Here is a 16,709-nt window from a genome sequence, read left to right as displayed (position 1 = left end):
TATAAGAAGCTGGTTAAGCAGCCCTTCCGTTCGAATCTAGCTTTGCAAGCTTAAGGGGTGTTAATGCTGAACCTGACCGAGACTAAAAAAAATTTCATTATTGCTTTCTTTAACAACTTGAATGTCATCTTAAAAATAAATATTAAGGATTTCTTTTGTGGCAGATAATATAATTATTGATGAGAAAGAGTTAGTTACCTTAGTTGAAGTACCACTTGATATTATTGATCCTAATCATCGGAGTATTACTCCAGAAATGCGTAGAAAAATTTTAGCGCAACGATTCAGAAACCAGCTATAGGGGTCCGCTTGGAAAACGGAAAATATCCTACGTTAAGCCTGTTTCTTTAGCTGGCATTACAAAAAGCGAGCGTCTGCATGGTACAGACAGACACCCGAATACGATAAAAATGAGACGAAAAAAACAGGTTACTTAACCCGCTTCCCCGTTTCGTCAATGACCTTTTCGCCGTCCTCTTTGGTAAACGCTCCTTTCTGACCTTCAGGTAGAATATCCAGCACTATTTCTGAAGGGCGGCAAAGACGAGTGCCAAGCGGCGTAACGACTACCGGCCGATTAATCAGGATCGGATGTTGAAGCATAAAATCAATCAACTGCTCATCACTGAATTTCTCTTCATCAAGGCCCAGGTGTTCATAAGGCTCAACATTCTTACGCAGCAATGCACGCACCGTAATTCCCATATCTGAAATAAGTTTAATCAGCTCATCACGGGTCGGTGGCGTATCGAGACAATAAATAATGGTCGGTTCGTTACCGCTGTTACGGATCATCTCCAGCGTGTTGCGTGAAGTGCCGCAGGCCGGGTTGTGATAGATGGTAATGTTGCTCATATCTTTATCTCATTACAAAGTGATGGAAAGCCGCAACGCCAGCGCGGCCAGAGTGACAAACAGCACGGGCAGAGTCATGATAATGCCGGTGCGGAAGTAATAACCCCAGGTGATCGTTATATTTTTCTGGGCAAGCACATGCAGCCAAAGCAGGGTTGCCAGACTGCCAATCGGGGTGATTTTCGGGCCTAAATCGCAGCCAATCACGTTGGCATAAATCATTGCCTCTTTGACGACGCCAGTCGCCGTACTCCCGTCAATCGACAGCGCGCCAATCAGCACCGTCGGCATATTGTTCATCACCGACGACAGGAACGCGGTCAGGAAGCCGGTGCCGAACGTTGCTGCCCATAACCCCTTTTCTGCCAGCAGGTTCAGTACACCAGACAGATACTCCGTGAGCCCGGCATTGCGCAGGCCATAGACCACCAGGTACATGCCCAGCGAAAAAATCACGATCTGCCATGGCGCACTGCGCAGGACTTTCCCTGTGTTGATGCCATGACCTCTTTTCGCCACGATAAACAGTACTGCTGCGCCAGCAGCTGCTATCGCGCTGACAGGGATCCCCAGCGGCTCCAGAACGAAGAAACCGACAAGCAGCAATAACAGGACAATCCAGCCCGCCCTGAACGTTGCCGCATCCTTTATCACACTGGCAGGCGTCTTCAGCAGCGAAACGTCATACGTTGCCGGAATATCCCTGCGGAAGAAGAGATGCAGCATGATCAGCGTGGCCGCAATCGCTGCCGCATCCACGGGGATCATAACGGAGGCGTACTGCGTAAAGCCCAGATCGAAGAAGTCCGCCGAGACGATATTCACCAGGTTAGAAACAATGAGTGGCAGGCTGGCCGTATCTGCAATAAATCCTGCAGCCATGACAAAGGCCAGTGTCGTGCCCTGGCTGAACCCCAGTGCGAGCAGCATCGCAATCACAATCGGCGTCAGGATCAGCGCGGCGCCATCATTGGCGAACAAAGCAGCAACAGCGGCACCGAGCAAGACTATCCAGGTGAACAGCAGGCGGCCACGTCCGTTACCCCAGCGGGAGACGTGCAGTGCGGCCCATTCAAAGAAGCCGGACTCATCGAGCAGCAGGCTGATGATGATGACCGCAATAAATGCCGCTGTCGCGTTCCAGACGATATTCCAGACAACGGGAATATCAGCGATATGGATGACACCGGTTCCCAGCGCCAGCACAGCCCCGATACTCGCGCTCCAGCCAATACTCAGGCCTCTGGGTTGCCAGATCACCAGTACCAGCGTCAGTAAAAATATACTCCCTGCCAAAAGCATCTCAGACCCCATCATATATGATTTTGTAAATATGTTTTCCTGCCTCAGCAGGAGGTGCAGGCTGATTTGTCCAGCCATTCACGTACATCCTCGCGCAGACACTGCCAGGTCGTCGTGATTGTCTCTGCTGCCCACGCCGGAATATGGGGTGACAGACGATAGTGGATCCATTTGCCTTCCCGACGGTCAAGAACCAGATCAGCCTCGCGAAGGATAGCCATATGTCGCGAAATTTTGGGCTGCGATTCGGAGGTGGCAACGCAGATATCGCAGACGCATAATTCTCCGGACTCACGGAGAAGCATGACGATGGCTAGCCGTGTTTCATCCGACAGGATTTTGAAAAGCTGAACAGGTTGTAGCATTTTTCACTCCGTTCCCTTTAGAATACACATATGTTAGATCATATGTATTAACTTTAAAATCACCTGTTCTCTCCGGAGGAGAAAAATGGAACAATTTCCAGCCCTGAATACTGACTGTTTTGATCAACATATTGCCGAACGTCTGCACCTGCAGGAGCCCCCACGGATTCTGATCCTGTATGGCTCAGTAAGGGAGCGCTCCTACAGTCGCTTTGCCGCGGAGGAAGCAGGTCGCCTGCTGACGGCGATGGGCGCGGAGGTGAAATTCTTTAACCCCTCCGGTTTACCCCTGCCGGATGATGCCCCGGATACGCACCCTAAAGTCTCCGAGCTACGCGGGCTGGTCAGATGGTGTGACGGGATGGTGTGGAGCTCGCCGGAACGGCACGGGGCTATGAGCGCGGTGATGAAGGCGCAGATCGACTGGATACCGTTGAGTGAAGGCGCGGTTCGTCCTTCGCAGGGCAAGACACTTGCAGTGATGCAGGTTTGCGGCGGTTCGCAGTCCTTCAATGCCGTGAACCAGATGCGCATTCTGGGCCGCTGGATGCGGATGTTCACAATTCCCAACCAGTCCTCGGTGGCGAAAGCCTGGCAGGAATTTGATGAGAACGGAAGGATGAAGCCGTCCTCATGGTACGACCGTATCGTAGATGTCGCAGAGGAGTTGTTTAAAATTACGTTGCTGCTCAGGGGACAAACCAGCTACCTTGCAGATCGCTACAGCGAACGAAAAGAGAGTCATCAGGAACTTTCGTACCGCGTCAATCAGGAAAAAATATAACGCCTTCTGATCGTATAAATACACACCATGAGCGTTTTCACAAAGTCTCCTTCTGCCAGGCAGCGGATAATCTTACATGTGTCTGTCGTTTTCAGGAGTAGGATCTTCCTTCCACACCCCGGCACGCTGCGGTGCACAAACACAACATGTAGCGGTATTATCAGCGGACATAGGCGCTATATGTTGTGGTTCACCCCTGCCCCGTGACCCGGCGCGCAGTGGGCAAAAAGGCCGCTTTGCTTATTCCCTCACCGTGGTACACTTCCGGAAAGTTGTGATACGCCAGAAAGTCGGATCACCGCGAAACGGCCATCCGGTAATTTAACAGCGTGTTTATATGTGTGCTTATTATCAGGCAGAAAATGACGCGCACGGAAAAATCATGCTAGTGAAAGGGATTTATGCGGAATATCATAATTACTCTCTGTGACTATTGATATTAAAGGAAACTGGGATGGCACCGGCAGGCAGTAAAGAAATCTCTCTGATACAAATATTTTGTGCGCTTCGGGAACTTGGCCATGAAAAGCTGTGGATTCATCTGCCGTCCGGTTCAGGGAGCAGCATCTGTCACATTATTACCTGGGACAATCTTGTGGTGGCTGAACGGGAGCTGAATGTTCAGAACACGGGCTGGGTTATTACCGGACAGGCAACTACTGTTCATCCGTGTCCCGCAGGGCGCGAGCCGGATGCGTTTTACTGTGAACTTGACTTTAATAAGGCGCTGACATTGTGGCCTAACCTCATGACAGGTTAAGGAATATCTATGGCTGACTGGTTTATTGCCACCGAAGGTGTGAAGGTTGTAAAGGACACCGCCAGTCTGTGGCCGCAGATCATCACGGCGGTTTCATCCATTGGTGCCGCACTGGGTGGCGTGAGTCTGACCCATCACTTCACCAGAAAGCGCGAGGAAAGAGCTGCTGCAGCGAAACAGGCCAGTGAACGACTTTTTATTGCCACGGAGCTGGTCTTTTTACTCGAACAATTTGCCGAAGCGTGCGCTGAAGTCGCAATGGATAATGGATACTTAAACCAGAACAGGATTACCGTTCCGGACACCACTGTTCCAAACCTCAGTTACTCCGCAGTCACAGGTGACTGGCGGGTTTTGCCGGCGAAGCTGATGTACCGCATCCGGGAGCTGCCGGTGATTCAGGGAGAGGCCGATCGCGTCATTGCCGCAACTGATGCTTACGCTCCTGATTATGACGAATTCTTTGAGGCACGGCAGTATCAGTATACCCGCCTGGGCCTCAAAGCCATCATTCAGTCACGCCGTTTACGACAGTTCGCAGGCTTACCTGGCACTCGCCTCGATGCTTCTCCCTGGTCGGCTCAGAACGTACTCTGGAAGGAGTGGCGGCTTGAAAGGAAACGTCGTCACGTTCGCGCCGTAATGAGTGCCAGATCTTTAGCGTCATTCCATATGCAGATGCGTAATAAAATCGAAGCTGCTCACCAAAACCGCTCAGATGAAAGCGATGGCGTATAAGGGAGAAATAAAATGTTACCTGTTCTGCAAGGTCATCCGGCACCGTTTTCTGCAATGCAGCTGCCGGTGGCCATCGACTATCCGGCAGCACTGGCCCTGCGCCAGATGGCCCTCGTTCAGGACGAACTGCCTAAATACCTGCTGGCACCGGAAGTCAGTGCCCTGCTCCACTATGTCCCGGATCTGCACCGCAAGATGCTTCTTGCCACGCTCTGGAACACGGGCGCGCGCATTAATGAAGCGCTGGCCCTGACTCGGGGGGATTTTTCCCTGGCGCAGCCCTACCCCTTCGTTCAGCTGGCCACCCTCAAGCAGCGCACGGAAAAAGCGGCCAGAACGGCAGGCCGCGCACCGGCCGGTAGCAAGACTCACAGGCTTGTTCCTTTGTCAGACACTCAGTACGTCAGCCAGCTGGAGATGATGGTGGCCACCCTGAAAATCCCGCTGGAGCGTCGCAACAAACGCACCGGCAGAATGGAGAAAGCGCGTATCTGGGAGATCACCGATCGTACTGTCAGAACATGGATTAACGAGGCTGTTGACTCCGCTGCTGCAGACGGAGTGACGTTCTCGATCCCGGTTACACCGCACACATTCCGCCACTCCTACGCCATGCATATGCTGTATGCGGGTATCCCGCTGAAGGTGCTGCAGAGCCTGATGGGGCACAAATCAGCCAGCTCGACGGAAGTTTACACGAAGGTGTTTGCACTCGACGTGGCGGCACGATACCGGGTGCAGTTTCAGATGCCTGGCACCGATGCAGTGGCTTTGTTAAAAGCGCAGCCATGAAGTTTCGTTCCCCAGTGTGCGTTGCTCTGGAAGGTAAAGTTAACTGACGTTCATTTATGTTCCAGAGCATTCCTTTCAGCCAAGCAGGTTTCCAAATGTGACCTGTTATTGCTTCTTCTACTTATCTTCGGGATCATACCCTACCCATCAATTAGAGTGGTGTATGGCACTGAGTACCAAAGAAAAAGTGAAACTGAAAAATTGTATCCATGGATACAATCTTATAAGGCAAAAGGTGGCTTATGAAAGGATTGTATCCATGGATACAATCCTCCACACATTCTTCCATTAAGTAGTAGTTACACTCAGTTCTGAAAGGATTTCTTCAATGCGGGTAACCACATCTTGAGGGATTTTTGAGATGTCTAAACTAACAACTACTTTATCACCCTGATATTTTGCTGAAGCACCAGGAGCAAACTTTTTCCTGATGGACTGAGGCTTTTGCTCTGCCTTCATCAAAGATAGAGACTGCAATGATCGAATAATTTCCTCGGCTTCAAGTAACTCTCCTGTCAATTTTTTTTGTGCCAAGAGTTGAACATTTGAGATTAAAACACGCTCATTTTTTTCAAAGAAATTTGCAAGCTGTTCACCTGCACGCGCTGATAATTCACCCGGATGGGCAAAAAGGCTAACAACTTCTCGTGGTAATTTAGCTGTATTCATACAACGTAAAATAGAAATACGCGATAAATTTTCTCTTTCAGCGAGCGCCGAAACATTTCCATTGAACTTATTTTCAAGTAAACGGCTGTAACGCTTGCCTCTCTCATATGCACTGGTTGGTCGATAGTCATTGCCAAGACGGCAGAGCGCATCCATTTGCTCATCATCTAAATCGCCAACCAGAATCCTGTACTCTGAGTTAGTGGTGATTGCAGCCATACGGCGGCGACTACCATCTGCAACCTCAATTGTTCCATTAATGCGTCTACCTAATGCCGGATTTTGCTGACCAGAAGATAAGAATGATGGTATCAAATCATCGAGAGAAGACTCATTCAAAAGCTCCTGATCACGCTCATTACCAACCCATACGCGGGTTTCTTTTTGCACTCTACCTGCATCTAGTGTCTCAAGAGTGAATTTGACGTCTCGACCACATACAGGCAATGAAATGGTATTGCCTTTTGTAAGCGCTCCAACGCGAGAAATCAACGCATCCACCATAGGAGCTGCCGGTGCACTATCAGACTCTTTACTAACCGAAGATGAAGTACGAGGGATAATAGGGGCGCGTTTCATTATCGGATCTCCCAACGAGGCTTGATTAAACGGTCAAAAATTTCAGTGCAAACAGGCTCCCATATTGCCAGGGCATTACGCCATGCGCCTGTTGACGAACGTTGGTCTATTGCCTGCTCAAAGACTGTTCGCATACGTATCTGACCTTTGCCAACTTCATCTGTTTCACGCACAACGTTTTTTAGTACCATGCTACCCCACGCGTCTCTAATTTGTTCTTCCATCCACGGGGATTGCGAGCCATTATTATTACTGTATTTAGTTAGCAGGATTCTCACATCTGGTTCGAATCCTTTTAAGTCAACATTTTTAAGCAGGTCTCGTAACATATCAAAAAACTGAAGTGCGGATGTGTAATCGAAAAGCTCTGCTGGAGTAGGGACGATTAGAACATCGGCGGCACATACTACGTTTATCGTTCCGATACCAAGGTTTGGTGCGCTGTCAATGACGATTACATCATAATCATGAGCAACAGTTTCAATCGCCAAACGTAACATCATATGGGGATCTGTTGGCAACTTACCGGCATCAAAGCAAGCCATTAGCTCAGTTTCAATGCGGTGTAACGCCAGGCAGGAAGGGATGATATCTAGGCCAGGCCAACAGGTATTCCTTACGGCATAACTAGCATCATCGCGCTCGCCTAGATAAAAAGGAAGAAGAGTATCATCTGCATGAATGTGCAAATCTGGAACAAGGCCGTGATACATTGAGGCCGTTCCTTGTGGATCATTTCCTTCTACCAGCAAAACCCGAAGACCTTTTAAAGCCAGATGCTGCGAAAGATGTACTGAGGTTGATGTTTTATAAACACCACCTTTATGCGCAGCAACACCAATAACGGGTGGATAAGTGTTATCAGGCCGACGAATCCGGGTTCCAAACACATCTCGCATATGATTAACTTGCTCAATCGTATAACCAGCGCGCTGTTCAACACGGCCACGTAGTTCTAAATCCGGATGCGGAAGACGCCCACTTTTTTCAGCATCACGTATTGCTTGAGTTGAAACACCTACCAATTCGGCAGTTTCACCTATACGCCAGCGACGTGTAATTTTCCGTGCTTCGGGGCTATCATCATTAAATTGTGCAAGCGCAATGGCGCGCGTCATTGCATGACCTGCCGCTATACATTGATCCAGCTTTTCCATCAGTCCCATTGACATGGCCTCAAGTTATCAACTTTGCATAAATTCATTAAATCTTGATTAACGGCGCAAAGCAACAATTTTTGCATAGTATTAGTGACATGGCGCAAAGTTAAGTGAAAAAGGAAGGTACATTTTCAGAGCAGCCCGTGTGCTTACAAACCGGAAGAACTTGAGGTGCAGATAATTAGCAGATAACGGAAGAGGGCGTGTGTTTAGAAAGCGGATGATCAATGTTGGTTGTGTTTACAATCAGGGCAATGTGTTTAGAAAGCGGAAAAAAGTTTATTACACGCAACGATAAGGGAGGAGCAATCGTCGGCAGTTCAGATTTCATATCCGCTTTATAAACACAGAACAGAATTACTCTTGATCATCCGGATTATAAACACTTGTGATGGCTTTGATGTCGGGCCGGGGAGTACGACGCGCAATCAGTAGATGCCATTCACCACCTTTCTTAACAACATCCCCATCGAGATAGCCCACGGCCTTCAGCTCATCTATTGCCTTGTTAATAACACGATTTTGTTGATTATTGGGAGAGGTCAACATCAGTCTGCGCTTGATGCGTGAGAAAGAGAGAGGGATTGGTCGTTCAGGTAAGCTTTCCAGAAAAGTGTATAAAGCCTGAGCAGTACCTTTATTAGCTAACTGCCGGAGTATAAACATCTGAATGATGACCTGACGGTCAAACTGATAAAGCTCCCAAAGAGATTCATCTGCAGTGATAATCATGAGATCTTTATCCTCATCCCATTTTCCTCTGCTGAGTAGACCAGAAACGACGCCTTGTTTATCTTTTTCAGAAGTTAGTCGTATCGTTGTACCCCTAAGGCGAGCCAGAGAGTCAGCAAGGCGTGTACGCAAGTTTTTATCTTTGTCTTTAGAAGAGTAGCCGCAATAGGTAGCAAATTCGCTGAACGGCAGTTCTACAGTATTCCCTGACATACCATACTTAGAAAAAGCAAGTATGATTCCCACCCAAACCTTAAAGTCCGTTTCCATCGATAGGCGTGGACCTGAAATACGGATGTCTGTGTAACCTTCTGCCTTAGCCAGTTCAAGGCTTTGAAGCTCGCGACTGGCATCAATGTTAATGTTGCCAGTATCCTTGCCCTTACGCTTCAACGAGGGAAGAAACAGGCCTAAACGCATCAATGCGACAGGCTGCACAGTAGCATTTTTTGTGGGGGTAAGTTTTTTATTCTCGCCAATGACTTCCAGGACCGACTCAATAGAAAGTTCCTGATTTTTCTTATACATAGGCTATTTTTCCACAAGCGAATAAAGTAGATGAATAAAAATCATGTAAATCCGGTTTATAAGCACAGAATATCCGATTTATAAACACTGCATTCCGCTTTGTAAACACATAAATCCGGTTTATAAACATATTTATCCGCTTTATAAACACATTAACAAGGCTCTAATGCAGGCATAGCAAGGCTCAGAGCGCAGCGGGATCTATTTGGGACTATATGGATCCTTTTTGGATCGTCTTTGGATCTACTATGTGGATATGTGCATAAAGCCAAGTACGCTACTGACCAACTTAGCCTCGGAGCGTAAGTAGATATCTTTAAGTTCGTGGATATTGCGCTTCCTCGCACGTTCGCGGGCTGCGCCCGGTCACGTGTCTGCGGCGAGCGCTGCGATTTTTATCGATAAGCAGAAGATTTTCAGCGAATGATGGCCTGAGGGATATCTTTCCAGCGTGTGGTGTAGGCCGGCGAGAGCATGTCACGTTTCATTTGCCATTCAGGTGCATGGCCACGCCCTGCAAACCAGATATGACCCAGACCAGAGTGATTTATGCCATCCAGCACTTTCATGAGTTCCGCGCTGTGGGGACGCTGGGGCTGTTCATCAAACAGATTCAGCTGCGCCACGCCAGACGCACTGAAATCATTCAGCATAACGCCAGCCTTTGCATAGCGGTGACCGTCCTGCCAGATACGCTCCAGCGCACGCACAGCCGCCGCAATGACGTCACGGGTGTCCTGGGTAGGCGTAAGCAGCTTTTCCGTCGCCACGTTGCCGTAGTAAGGCTCATTCAGCGCAAACGGAGATGACTTGATAAAGACTGAGATATGCCGGCAGTACTGTCGTTCGCCACGCAGCTTCTCTGCTGCGCGCTCTGCATACTGGCAGATAGCCTGATGCATCTCCTCCTGATCAGTGATCCGCTGGCCGAATGACCGGCTGCAGACAATCTGTTGTTTTGCAGGCGGGGCTTCTTCCAGGGCGATACAGCTTTCACCATTAAGCTCGCGTACTGTACGCTCCAGCACGACGCTGAAATTCTTGCGGATAAAGGCCGGGTTCGTGCGGGCCAGCTGCAGGGCGGTGGTGATCCCCATCGCGTTTAATTTTTTCGCAATACGCCGGCCAACGCCCCACAGTTCCTCTACCGGCTGAAGCGAAAGCAGTTTTTCTGTCCGCCGTGTATTGGCCGGGGTCAGCGCCAGTACACCGCCAAACTGTGGCCACTCCTTTGAGGCCCATTGTGCTGATTTTGAAAGGGTTTTTGTCGGTCCCATGCCCACGCCGATGGTCAGGCGGGTACAGGCAAAAACATGTTCCCTCAGCTGCCTGCCAAAGGTTTCAAAGTCTGTACAGTTGTCGATCCCGCGTATATCCAGAAACATCTCATCGATACTGTACTGCTCAACGCGGGGAGCAAGCTCCTCCAGGCAGGCCATCACGCGATTCGACATCGAGGCGTAAAGCTCATAATTGCTTGAAAAAGCCCAGACCTTTTCAGGGAACTGCATCTCTTTCAGCTGAAACCACGGTATGCCCATTTTTATCTGAAGCCGCTTTGCTTCGGCACTTCTCGCGATCACACAGCCATCGTTATTGGACAAAACGACGACCGCCCGGCCCCGCAGATCCGGCCTGAAGACTTTCTCGCAGCTTGCATAAAAGGAATTTACATCGGCCAGGGCAAACATCAGAACATCTCCCGTGGCCGGTGGATGATATGCGTCACCACCCCGAATATCTCCAGCTCATCTGGGTCCGGATATAACGTGGGATACGTGGCATTCATCGGGAGCAGGGCCAGGCGGGGACGCAGCTGGAGCCGTTTAACCGTAAACCCCCCGTCAACGCTGGCCACGACAATATCGCCGTGTACGGGTTTTTCCGCACTGTCGACAACCAGCAGATCACCGTTGAAAAGACTGCCATCCGCCATACTGTCCCCGCTTGCGCGGAGATAGTAGGTTGCGCTGCGGCGTCTGACACAATAGTCATTTAAATCAAGCTCCTGCTCAACATAGTCCTGTGCCGGAGACGGAAAACCACAGGAAGCCCTGTCGGCAAATAAAGGAAATGCCAGCGGCGGACAATCACTGGCGGGAAACATCATAACCAGTTTCATCTTCTTATCTCTTTTATACTGTATGTATAAACAGTATAGGCGGAGAGCTTTTTAAAAGTGAAGTGCAAAAACTTCTGCCGGTGCGTTCCGCGCGGTTTCTTATCACTATATTATCGAATTGAGTAATGTATTATTATCAATTTGAGTATTTAATATTGACACCTTTGATGTTCGTGATAGCATTATTCTCAATTTGAGAACAAATAAAGGTGCTTAATGATGAATATCTACTGTGATGATGGTTCAACGAATGTAAAACTGGCCTGGTTTGCTGAAGGCACTCTCAACACGTCCATTTCAGCCAATTCGTTCCGTCATGGCTGGAAAGTGGCTGATTTCGGGGCAAATGCTTTTAACTATCAGGCAGGCCTTCTGAAGTACACCTGGGACAGTGTCAGTCGTGATGCGGTCCCGACCACAAACGTGGAATATCAGTACGGCGATATGAATCTCCTCGCGGTCCACCACGCACTTCTGAACAGTGGTCTTGCGCCGCAGCCGGTTTCGCTGACCGTCACGCTGCCCCTGAGCGAGTATTACGATCAGGACTGCCAGAAGAATGAAGACAACATAGCGCGAAAACGTTCTAACCTGCTCCGTGAGCTGACTGTTAACAAGCGGGAACGCTTCACCATTACCGATGTGAAGGTGATGCCGGAATCGCTGCCCGCCGCGTTCAGCAGACTTGCCCGGCTGAAGCCTGGCCCGGCAGAAACCTCCCTCATCATTGATCTGGGGGGCACCACGCTCGATGCCGGGATCATTGTGGGGCAGTTTGACGACATCAGCGCCGTGCATGGCAATCCGGGTGTCGGGGTATCTGTGGTGACCCGTGCAGCCCAGGCTGCACTGCGTGCCGCTGACAGTGAAACCAGCCCCCTGATGGCCGATACCGTCATCCGGTCCCGGAAAGATCGTGCATTTCTGGCCAGCATCATCAATGATGGAGACAAAATTGATTATGTAACTGACAAAATTGAAGAAGCAATCGCCACGCTGGGCGCGCAGGTGATCGGTGAGCTGGTTCGTTATCGCAACGTGAACAGAATTTTTCTGGTTGGTGGCGGTGCGGTGCTGATTGAAGATGCTGTCCGTCAGGCATGGCCATTATCGCCGGAGCGGATCGAAATCATTCCAGATCCCCAGCTGGCACTGGTCCGGGAGATTGCTCTGTACCATAGCGAGGTCTGACTGTGCCAGCCGGCAAATATTCTTTTTATCTCCATACCGATGACCGCACGGATATGCTCGTTTCCGCCACGCTTGAAACGATTTCTCAGCCGTTGCGCGGGGATTTTCTGCGCACGGCAACCACGGCGGGCGGGGTGCTGTACCGGATCGATACCCGCCTTCCTGCGCTCATCACCGAGCTGTTCGACGGTAAGCTGTACGCGGTACAGCTTACGTGCCTTATCGGTGCACTGAACGGCCTGCTGCCGGCCTCACCGGCAGCGGAGGTGAGGGAGGCTTTGCCTGCCAGGCGATGGGCTGAAACCGGCAGCGACGAACCCGATGAGCGGCGGCGCATTACCCTGCAGTTGCCGGAGACAAATGCCACCGTCAGCATGATTGAATCAGCCCCCTCCCGGTTACGGGGGCAGCTGTTGCGCCAGCTCATCACCACGGGATGCGCGCTCCATACGCTGGATGTCCGGCTGCCGCAACTGCTGACAAACCTGCCGGCACCGCCGGGCACGCTTAATGCGCTGATGCGTCTTCTGACCGACGTCACAGGCGGGACACAGGCCCCTGCCGCTGACAAACACTCTGAAGCCGTGAGGGCAGACGTACCGGTTGCAGACGCTGGCGAAGAAGCCAGGATCAGAAATAATATGAAAAAACTGTTCTGACAGGAGGCGCGATGTCACGATTTAAACAGCAGGTTGAAAGCATTGCCGCCCGGATACTGAAAAGGGCCGGAGTGCCGGCGGCAGAAATGCCCGACACCCTGAAGAAAACGGGCAGGGGAATGATCCTGTTCAGCATTCTGCTTGTCGTTCCGCTTCTGCTTGCCAGCCATGTCCCGCTTGCGGTCACCATTGTTCTCCAGCTGGGCTATGCGGCGCTGATGTGTACCGGCGTCATTCTGGCCTTTGACGACGGAAAAAAAGCCCGCTAAGTACTGCATCCCACGATACCGAAGCCCGTCGCAGATGACGGGCTTTTTTTTGCCGCGAACGGCGGACGTCGTCCACGTCGCTCTCACTGTACCGGCAGGGCCGGTACGCTTACGACGCCGCGCGCTGCGCGTCGGGGCTGTGTCCCGTTCATCTTCTGCGGGCGTGCTGCCCCTGTCGTCCCTTCTCCGCACAGGACTCTGACACACGGCCGGCGTCTGCAAGGGTCGCGTTGCTGAACGCCGGCACCCGGTCCCTCCGCAGGCTCCGGGCTGCGGCTTTGTCGTTCCCCCCTGCTGCCACCTCTGCCCCGTGTGTCCCGCCTGTTACTGCGGCGAAGGAACTCACAGAGACATCACAATCAACCCCAGAGGAGCACCAACATGACACAGCGAAACGTCCAGGGCGCAGCAAAAGAATCTTCAGAGTCATCACTTTCACCCAGCCAGATCCTCGATCTGTTTGACTGGCTGACCGGGCTGCAGATTTCTGTCAGCCTGCCGGATTTTACCCCGCCCGCCGGTTGCGAGGAGCTGATCGCCTTCGACAGTGCAGGGCCGGATTATTATCAGGTCTGGTTACGGGAGGGCGTGCCGGTGGCTGCTGCTGCGCCGCTGGATGGCCTTTTTCGCATCCTGCCTGGGGAGAAAGCATAATGTCCCAGGTTTCCATTTTTGATGTGCTTAACGACGTCGTCACACCTTCTCAGGTCGTACCGGCAACGTCATCAGTTCCGGCAGGAAAAGCGCCGGGCCTGACCGCTGATGAGGCGCGTGGCCGGTTCATCCGTGAATTCAGTCAGACGGCGCGCTATCACCACCGGTGGGATGTGTTCCGTGAATTCATCACCCTGGTGGCAGGCGAGCTGGACATTGCCCGCATCCGGACCCCTGAGAATATCGCAGCCAGCCGGAAAATCTGCGACCGCTACCAGGCAGCAGATCTGGAGCGATTCCATGTGTTGTTCAGCCTGCTGATCAGCGCGCTGCAGGGGAAATATCACGATTTTCTCGGCTCGGTGTTCATGGAGCTTGAACTCGGTTCCGGGGATATGGGGCAGTTTTTCACCCCTTACCCGATGGCCCGTCTGCTGGCGCAGCTGCTGCTTGACGACACACTGCAGCAGCTGAAGACCTGCCCGTGGGTGACCCTGAACGAACCGACCAGCGGCGCGGGGGGCATGGTGATCGCCTTTGCAGAGAGCATGCTGGATAAAGGGTTAAATCCTTCTGCCCAGCTGATGGCCGTGACAACCGATATTGACCCGACAGCGGCGGATATGACCTTCATTCAGCTGAGCCTGCTGGGTATCCCGGCCGTGGTGAATACCGGCAATACGCTTTCCCTGTCGGTCAGCCGCACCCGCTATACGCCGGTGTGGTACTTCAGTAACTGGCAGGAACGCCTTGAGAGTCATGAGCGTGTGCAGGCTATGCGCCGCTTCATGGCATCGATGTAAGAAAAAGGCGGGCATGGCCCGCTTTTTTTTCCGGGCGGACACATCCTGTCATCCCGGTATGCTTCCGCCATCCTCCTGCGCGCTGTGCTTCAGTGACAAATCACCCTCAGAAGGATGTCGCTGCGCTCCCCGTCGTTCCCGCACCCTGACGGGTCCGGGCAGAACGCCAGGTGCCGTGCCCTCACGGTAGCCGGGCCGCTTCGCCGTCAAGGGTTCGCTTCGCCGCTGTGCTCGCCCGTTCGCCCACTTTACGGTGCATTCAGCCCGTAAAGTGCCTGCGCTGCGGCCTCCGCCAGCGCCCCTGCCTTCTTCGCTTTTCGCCCGTCTTTGTGGTGGTCACGGCACTAATGCCGCGCAACTTTCCACAGAGGAGTACACCATGTCCCGTTTTATCCTGGGTGACAGCACCCGTGTAATGGCCGGTTTTCCGTCAGAATGCGTTGATTTCATTCTTACCGATCCGCCGTATCTGGTCGGGTTTACCGATCGTTCCGGGCGCTCCATTGCCGGCGATAACAATGACGACTGGGTGATGCCCGCCAGCCGTGAAATGTACCGCGTCCTGAAACGCGACAGTCTGGCCGTCAGTTTTTACGGCTGGAACCGGATCGATATTTTCATGAACGCCTGGAAAGCGGCCGGCTTCCGGGTCGTGGGCCACCTCGTTTTCGCCAAACCCTATGCCTCTAAATCCGCGTTTGTGGGCTACCAGCATGAAAGTGCTTACCTGCTGGCAAAAGGGCGTCCCCAGGTGCCGGCGTCGCCGTTATCGGATGTGATCCCCTGGCAGTACACGGGAAACCGGCATCATCCGACGGAAAAACCCGTTTCCGCCCTGCAACCCCTTATCGAGTCCTTCACCCGGCCGGGGGATATAGTGCTCGACCCGTTTGCCGGATCGGGTTCCACCTGTGTGGCGGCAGAGCAGGCGGGCCGCCGGTGGATAGGCATCGAGCTTCTTGAAAAATATCACGCCGCCGGAACGCGCCGGCTTACCGGTCTGCGCAGCGGTCGCGCGGCATAACGTAATGGCTCAGGGGGAAAAAGCGATGAACACACCGGAATATGAAAAACTGCGTGACGACGTGGCCGATCTGGAAGAATCACTCTACGAACTGCATCTGCGGATGCGCGGCATGACTGCAAGTTATCTCTGGCACGGCAGTGACACCGCAGAGCGTATGGCCGGACTGATAATCAGCGAACTGGACCTGAAACTGGTTGAGCTGTACCGGCAGGCGGCGACACTGGTTAAACATCTCAGGTAACAAGGGGCCGCAAAAAATATGGCAGGGGACATCACCCTGCCATGAAATATGAACTCTCCGCGCCTGTAAGCCAGCGTTAGGAGCAGGGTTATTTTAAATCAAATTAAAGGCAGCGGCAGGGACATTTACACTTCCCTACATACGCCTTTCAGGTGAGGTTTAAGGGCCGGTATATGACCTGTCAGTATGCTGTGTTCCTTGCAGGGCAGTTTATTTTACAGGGCGGCAAGGGAACGCCGGCAGAATGAAAAGACGGGGCGTGTCCGCGCCCCTGATTAATTCCGCTGCACGGGTGACGCGCGCGAAAACCATGCAGGCCTGCGGCCTGGCGGGGTAAAAGATACCGCGCCTGCTGCGCTGTACGTTTCCACCCCGCCCTGAATAAACATCACGTTAATAAGCACAGACCGCCGCCGTTTCATTGTTGACCTGACTGCTTTGCTTCCCACACTGCGTTGCCGTTGCCGTTGCCGTTGCCG

General features: G+C 52.0%; 20 protein-coding genes. 12 read left to right on the top strand and 8 right to left on the bottom strand.

The features are described from left to right. Positions 1-157: 157 nt before the first annotated feature. Positions 158-301: a hypothetical protein gene (locus ACQUTD_RS17025; RefSeq protein WP_157844785.1), complete on the top strand. Its 144-nt coding sequence runs from the start codon at positions 158-160 to the stop codon at positions 299-301. 128 nt (positions 302-429) lie between these two features. On the opposite strand, the gene arsC is transcribed toward ACQUTD_RS17025, so the two are convergent. Genes arsC through ACQUTD_RS17010 form a run of 3 tightly spaced genes read right to left on the bottom strand, consistent with a single transcriptional unit; the run spans position 430 to position 2,522 of the window. After that, the gene (gene arsC, locus ACQUTD_RS17020; protein ID WP_473277377.1) at positions 430-855 is read right to left on the bottom strand and encodes a glutaredoxin-dependent arsenate reductase; all 426 of its coding nucleotides are present in this window, start codon (positions 853-855) and stop codon (positions 430-432) included. Positions 856-867: 12 nt separating this feature from the next. Then, positions 868-2,157, bottom strand: coding sequence for an arsenic transporter (locus ACQUTD_RS17015; protein ID WP_032409266.1), 1,290 nt, complete (start codon positions 2,155-2,157; stop codon positions 868-870). Positions 2,158-2,201: 44 nt separating this feature from the next. Continuing rightward, positions 2,202-2,522, bottom strand: a complete 321-nt coding sequence (locus ACQUTD_RS17010; RefSeq protein WP_004206577.1) for a transcriptional regulator — start codon at positions 2,520-2,522, stop codon at positions 2,202-2,204. Positions 2,523-2,607: 85 nt separating this feature from the next. Here ACQUTD_RS17010 and arsH point away from each other — a divergent pair, with 85 nt between their 5' ends. From arsH to ACQUTD_RS16990, 4 genes are all read left to right on the top strand, one after another. Further along, a complete protein-coding gene (arsH, locus tag ACQUTD_RS17005; protein ID WP_016151343.1) occupies positions 2,608-3,306 on the top strand; it encodes an arsenical resistance protein ArsH in 699 nt (232 codons plus the stop codon). 454 nt (positions 3,307-3,760) lie between these two features. Then, positions 3,761-4,066, top strand: coding sequence for a hypothetical protein (locus tag ACQUTD_RS17000; protein WP_088222249.1), 306 nt, complete (start codon positions 3,761-3,763; stop codon positions 4,064-4,066). A 9-nt stretch (positions 4,067-4,075) separates the two neighbouring features. Next, the gene (locus ACQUTD_RS16995) at positions 4,076-4,804 is read left to right on the top strand and encodes a hypothetical protein (RefSeq protein ID WP_088222248.1); all 729 of its coding nucleotides are present in this window, start codon (positions 4,076-4,078) and stop codon (positions 4,802-4,804) included. Positions 4,805-4,816: 12 nt separating this feature from the next. Beyond that, positions 4,817-5,596 (top strand): site-specific integrase, encoded by a 780-nt coding sequence (locus ACQUTD_RS16990; RefSeq protein WP_088222247.1) that lies wholly within the window; start codon positions 4,817-4,819, stop codon positions 5,594-5,596. Between the two features lie 288 nt (positions 5,597-5,884). On the opposite strand, the gene ACQUTD_RS16985 is transcribed toward ACQUTD_RS16990, so the two are convergent. From ACQUTD_RS16985 to umuD, 5 genes are all read right to left on the bottom strand, one after another. After that, positions 5,885-6,844 carry a ParB/RepB/Spo0J family plasmid partition protein gene (locus ACQUTD_RS16985; protein WP_088222246.1) on the bottom strand — a complete coding sequence of 320 codons (960 nt, stop codon included), beginning with the start codon at positions 6,842-6,844 and terminating at the stop codon, positions 5,885-5,887. After that, positions 6,844-8,010, bottom strand: coding sequence for a plasmid-partitioning protein SopA (gene sopA / locus ACQUTD_RS16980; RefSeq protein ID WP_088222245.1), 1,167 nt, complete (start codon positions 8,008-8,010; stop codon positions 6,844-6,846). Before sopA ends, ACQUTD_RS16985 begins: the two co-directional genes overlap by 1 nt. A 351-nt stretch (positions 8,011-8,361) precedes the next feature. Then, a complete protein-coding gene (locus ACQUTD_RS16975; protein ID WP_088222244.1) occupies positions 8,362-9,264 on the bottom strand; it encodes a RepB family plasmid replication initiator protein in 903 nt (300 codons plus the stop codon). A gap of 416 nt (positions 9,265-9,680) precedes the next feature. Beyond that, entirely contained in the window at positions 9,681-10,955 is a 1,275-nt protein-coding gene (locus tag ACQUTD_RS16970; protein ID WP_088222243.1) for a Y-family DNA polymerase, read from the bottom strand. Continuing rightward, positions 10,955-11,386 carry a translesion error-prone DNA polymerase V autoproteolytic subunit gene (umuD, locus tag ACQUTD_RS16965; RefSeq protein ID WP_088222242.1) on the bottom strand — a complete coding sequence of 144 codons (432 nt, stop codon included), beginning with the start codon at positions 11,384-11,386 and terminating at the stop codon, positions 10,955-10,957. The genes ACQUTD_RS16970 and umuD overlap by 1 nt, the downstream gene beginning before the upstream one ends. A gap of 219 nt (positions 11,387-11,605) precedes the next feature. Here umuD and parM point away from each other — a divergent pair, with 219 nt between their 5' ends. From parM to ACQUTD_RS16930, 7 genes are all read left to right on the top strand, one after another. Beyond that, positions 11,606-12,577 carry a plasmid segregation protein ParM domain-containing protein gene (gene parM, locus ACQUTD_RS16960; protein WP_165304118.1) on the top strand — a complete coding sequence of 324 codons (972 nt, stop codon included), beginning with the start codon at positions 11,606-11,608 and terminating at the stop codon, positions 12,575-12,577. Between the two features lie 2 nt (positions 12,578-12,579). Further along, a complete protein-coding gene (locus ACQUTD_RS16955; protein ID WP_088222241.1) occupies positions 12,580-13,236 on the top strand; it encodes a plasmid partitioning/stability family protein in 657 nt (218 codons plus the stop codon). A gap of 11 nt (positions 13,237-13,247) precedes the next feature. Beyond that, entirely contained in the window at positions 13,248-13,505 is a 258-nt protein-coding gene (locus tag ACQUTD_RS16950; RefSeq protein WP_088222240.1) for a hypothetical protein, read from the top strand. A 381-nt stretch (positions 13,506-13,886) separates the two neighbouring features. Further along, positions 13,887-14,159 carry a hypothetical protein gene (locus tag ACQUTD_RS16945; RefSeq protein WP_088222239.1) on the top strand — a complete coding sequence of 91 codons (273 nt, stop codon included), beginning with the start codon at positions 13,887-13,889 and terminating at the stop codon, positions 14,157-14,159. Next, positions 14,159-14,962: an N-6 DNA methylase gene (locus ACQUTD_RS16940; RefSeq protein WP_088222238.1), complete on the top strand. Its 804-nt coding sequence runs from the start codon at positions 14,159-14,161 to the stop codon at positions 14,960-14,962. The genes ACQUTD_RS16945 and ACQUTD_RS16940 overlap by 1 nt, the downstream gene beginning before the upstream one ends. Positions 14,963-15,341: 379 nt before the next feature. Then, entirely contained in the window at positions 15,342-15,986 is a 645-nt protein-coding gene (locus tag ACQUTD_RS16935; RefSeq protein ID WP_088222237.1) for a DNA methyltransferase, read from the top strand. 25 nt (positions 15,987-16,011) lie between these two features. Next, positions 16,012-16,230, top strand: coding sequence for a hypothetical protein (locus tag ACQUTD_RS16930; RefSeq protein ID WP_129364190.1), 219 nt, complete (start codon positions 16,012-16,014; stop codon positions 16,228-16,230). The last annotated feature ends 479 nt before the right edge of the window (positions 16,231-16,709 follow it).

This window comes from Enterobacter sp. K510 (genome assembly GCF_055804875.1).
The sequence above is the reverse complement of the archived record's forward strand: the minus strand, read 5'-3'. Positions and strand labels throughout refer to the sequence as shown.